Origin of the sequence: Streptomyces spongiae, assembly GCF_009377185.1 — a bacterium.
In the GTDB taxonomy this organism is placed as follows: domain Bacteria; phylum Actinomycetota; class Actinomycetes; order Streptomycetales; family Streptomycetaceae; genus Streptomyces; species Streptomyces spongiae.
On record NZ_VJZC01000797.1, the window covers coordinates 1 to 3,682 of the forward strand.

At 71.0% G+C, this 3,682-nt stretch carries 4 protein-coding genes; 2 read left to right on the forward strand and 2 right to left on the reverse strand.

The window, feature by feature from the left end; all coding sequences use genetic code 11:
* Window positions 1-27 precede the first annotated feature (27 nt).
* Window positions 28-759 carry a maleate cis-trans isomerase family protein gene (locus tag FNH08_RS46900; RefSeq protein WP_152777943.1) on the reverse strand — a complete coding sequence of 244 codons (732 nt, stop codon included), beginning with the start codon at window positions 757-759 and terminating at the stop codon, window positions 28-30.
* Complete coding sequence (locus FNH08_RS46905) at window positions 756-1,541, reverse strand: maleate cis-trans isomerase family protein (RefSeq protein WP_152777945.1); 786 nt, start codon at window positions 1,539-1,541, stop codon at window positions 756-758. Before FNH08_RS46905 ends, FNH08_RS46900 begins: the two co-directional genes overlap by 4 nt.
* 292 nt (window positions 1,542-1,833) lie before the next feature.
* Between FNH08_RS46905 and FNH08_RS46910 the strand changes: the two genes are divergently transcribed.
* Both FNH08_RS46910 and FNH08_RS46915 read left to right on the forward strand, forming a co-directional pair.
* A complete protein-coding gene (locus FNH08_RS46910; protein ID WP_152777947.1) occupies window positions 1,834-2,781 on the forward strand; it encodes a D-2-hydroxyacid dehydrogenase in 948 nt (315 codons plus the stop codon).
* 28 nt (window positions 2,782-2,809) lie between these two features.
* Window positions 2,810-3,682 (forward strand): amidase family protein (locus FNH08_RS46915; protein WP_265579855.1); only part of this gene is annotated, 873 nt, incomplete at its 3' end.

The following is a 3,682-nucleotide window of genomic DNA, read 5'->3' on the forward strand; positions in this document are numbered from 1 at the left end:
GGTAGGGGCGGCGGGGGCGAGGGACGTTCACGCCTGGACGATCGGCTCCTTTGTGAAGAGCGTGCCGAGCTGGGGCGCGTTCACCCGGCGGTCGGCCAGCCGAAGGGCCTCCCAGACAGTGACCTGGTTGGCGGTGAGGACCGGCTTCGAGAGGGCGGACTCCAGGGCCGGGATATGGGACGCCGTATGAAGGGCCGTGTCCGGCAGGAGGACCACCTCCGCCTCCGGATGGTCGCCCGCGCGGGCCAGCGCAAGAACCTCCTCCTCACCCCACGTTCCGACCTCCGCCGCCGTGATGATGCCGGAGGCACGCGTCGAGACGACCTCCACCCCCGCGTCCTTCAGAAAGGCCGCGAACAGCTCCGCCACGTCCTCCGGGTACGTCGCCGCGATCGCCACCCGATGGGCGTCGAGTTCCGGCACCGCGTGCGCGAAGGCGAAGGACGTCGAGGAGGCGGGCATGCCCGCCGCACGGGCCAGGTTGCGAACCTGTTCGTGGGCGCCCTCCCAGCCGTACACGAAGCTGCCGGAGGTGCAGGCCCAGACGACCGCCTCCGCGCCCGACAGACGCAGTTCCTCCACGCCTGCGGCCAGGCGCTGCGTCGAGCCCATCTCCAGCAGTGCGTCCTCACGGTGCGCGTCCTCGCCGATGTCCGTATGGACCAGGGGAAGGCGGATGTCACTGCCCAGGAGCTGCTCGATGCGCGGGTAGTCGTCCTCGGCCGAGTGGCCCGGGTACAGGAAACCGAGTGCGGTCATGTCCAGCCTTCCTGCTGCTCTTCTTTCGGCAGTACGGGGCTCCGGCGCGCCGATTCGTCGAGCAGCGCCTGATAGGGGCCCACCGCTCGGGTACCCAGGTGGCGCAGCGCCGCCCACATCGTCACCTGGTTGGCCGAGATCACCGGCATACGGAGTTCCGCTTCGAGTTGCGGGATGACGTCGTAGGTCGGGAGGTTCGTACAGCTGATGAACAGGGCGTCCGCGGGGGCGCGCACCGCCCTGCGGGCCATGTCGACCACGTCCCGGTACGGGACCTTCCAGATGTGACTGGTCAGGCCCATGAAGGCGCGGCCGGTGACGGTGATGCCCGCCTCGCTCAGGTACTCCTCCAGCGCCAGGGTCACCGAGACGGTGTACGGGGTCACGAGTGCGAGCCGGCGTACGCCCAGCTCGTTCAGGGCCTCCAGGAGGGCACCCGATGTCGTCAGGGAGGGCACCGCTCCCGCCCTTGTCATCGCCTCGCACATCGCCCGCTCGCCCGCGACACCGCCGACGAAACTGCCGGAGGTGCAGGCGTACGCGACGATCTCGGGTGCGATCGCGTTGAGCGTACGGACCGCGTCGCCGAGTGTCTCGTGCTCGCTGACCAGCCGCGCCAGGTCGAGGCTGACCTCGACCGGCACGAACGGGGTCCGCGTGAGATGGAGCGAGACGTCGTCGGGCGTCCAGCGCCACAGCTCGCGATCGAGAGCGAAGTCGAAGGGGGCCACGACACCGACACCGCGCTGAGGGCGCGGTCCACCGAGAAATGAAACGTCCATGGCAGGGCACCGGCCTCACGAACGGGGATGAGGGGGCAACGGTCCGTGTCCGAGACCGTGTTGACGAAGGTAGGTTCGGGTGCGAGCGTGGTCAATCCGCGCATCTCAGACGGCTTGATCCCCCACTTCACCACCCGCGAGCCCCACCTGAAAACCCCGGAGAACACCAAAAATCCCCGGAAACCACAGGTAACCAGTAGTAACTACCGGCAAATGCCGCAATCAACCGGAAGAAAAGTCGGCGAACCTCCTTCAGAGAAGCGAACTCGCGTTGCGAAACGGTTTCCCCACGATGTCCGACAAGACCCTTCTCGTCCTGGATGCCGATCCCCCGCCCCGCCTCGGCAGCCTCACCGGGCGGACCCGGATCCTGCACACGGACGCGGCCTCACTGGCCGAGCACCTGCCGCACGCCGATGCCCTGCTCGTCTGGGACTTCACCTCGCGCGCCGTGCGCGACGCCTGGCCGGGCGAGGGCCCGAGACCGGCTTGGGTGCACACGGCGAGCGCGGGCGTCGACCACCTCATGTGCCCGGAACTCGCGGCCTCGGACACGGTGGTGACCAACGCGCGCGGAGTCTTCGACCAGCCGATCGCCGAGTACGTCGCCGCGCTGGTGCTGACCTGGGCGAAGGACCTGACGCGCACCGGGGAGCTCCAGCGCGCCCACGAGTGGCGGCACCGGGAGACGCAGCGGGTGGCGGGGACACGGGCCGTCGTCGTCGGGTCGGGGCCCATCGGCCAGGCCATCGCCGCCACGCTGAAAGCCCTCGGGATCACCACGGCCCTCGTCGGACGCACCCCGCGCCCCGGTATCCACGGCCCCGAGGACCTGGACCGGCTGCTGTCCCGCGCCGACTGGGTGATCGCGGCCGCCCCGCTGACGGAGGCTACGCAGGGCATGTTCGACGCCCGCCGCTTCGGGGTCATGCAGCCCTCGGCACGGTTCGTCAACATCGGGCGCGGCCCGCTCGTGGTGGAGGACGCGCTGGTGGAGGCGGTGTCGAAGCAGTGGATCGCGGGCGCGGCGCTGGACGTCTTCGAGCGCGAGCCCCTGCCGCCGGACGACCCGCTGTGGGACGTGCCGGGCCTGATCGTCTCGCCCCACATGAGCGGGGACACGGTGGGCTGGCGGGACGCGCTGGGGGCGCAGTTCCTCGAACTGTACGAACTCTGGGAGACGGGAAGGCCGCTGCTGAACGTGGTCGACAAGAAGCGTGGGTACGTACCTGGACACTGAACTGCCGAGTTCCCCGGAGGGCGGGCGGATGACCGAGCTCACCGAACTGACCGCGGTACAACTCCTCGACGGCTACCGCAAGGGCGAATTCAGCCCCGTGGAAGCAGCCCGAGCGACACTCGAACGGGCGAATCTCATCCAACCAGCCGTGAACGCGTTCGTGCGCCTGAGCCCCGACGACGCGCTCGCCCGCGCGCGGGAGTCCGAGGAACGCTGGCGGCGCGGGGAGCCCGCCGGGCTGCTCGACGGGGTGCCGGTGACGGTGAAGGACATCCTGCTGCAGCGCGGCGCGCCCACGCTGAAGGGCTCCCGGGCGATCTCCCCGGAGGGCACGTGGGACGAGGACGCGCCGTCCGTGGCCCGGCTGCGGGAGCACGGCGCGGTGTTCCTCGGCAAGACGACGACCCCGGAGTTCGGCTGGAAGGGCGTGACGGACTCACCGCTGTCCGGGGTGACGCGGAACCCGTACGACGTGTCGCGCACGGCGGGTGGTTCGAGCGGGGGCGCGGCGGCGGCCGTGGCCCTCGGGGCCGGGCCGCTGGCGCTCGGCACGGACGGCGGCGGCAGTGTGCGCATCCCGGCCTCCTTCTGCGGGACCTTCGGGCTGAAGCCGACGTACGGGCGTGTGCCGCTCTATCCGGCGAGCGCGTTCGGCACTCTCGCGCATGTGGGCCCGCTGGCGCGGGACGCCGCCGACGCCGCGCTGCTGATGGATGTGATCAGCGGGCCGGACGTGCGTGACTGGTCCGGGCTGGGGCCGGTGACCGGGTCGTTCACGGACGCGTTGCGGGCGGGCGGAGTGCGCGGGCTGCGGGTCGCGTACTCGCCCTCGCTCGGCGGGCAGGTGGCGGTGCGGCCGGAGGTCGCGGCGGCGGTGCGGCGGGCGGTGGAGGGGCTGGCC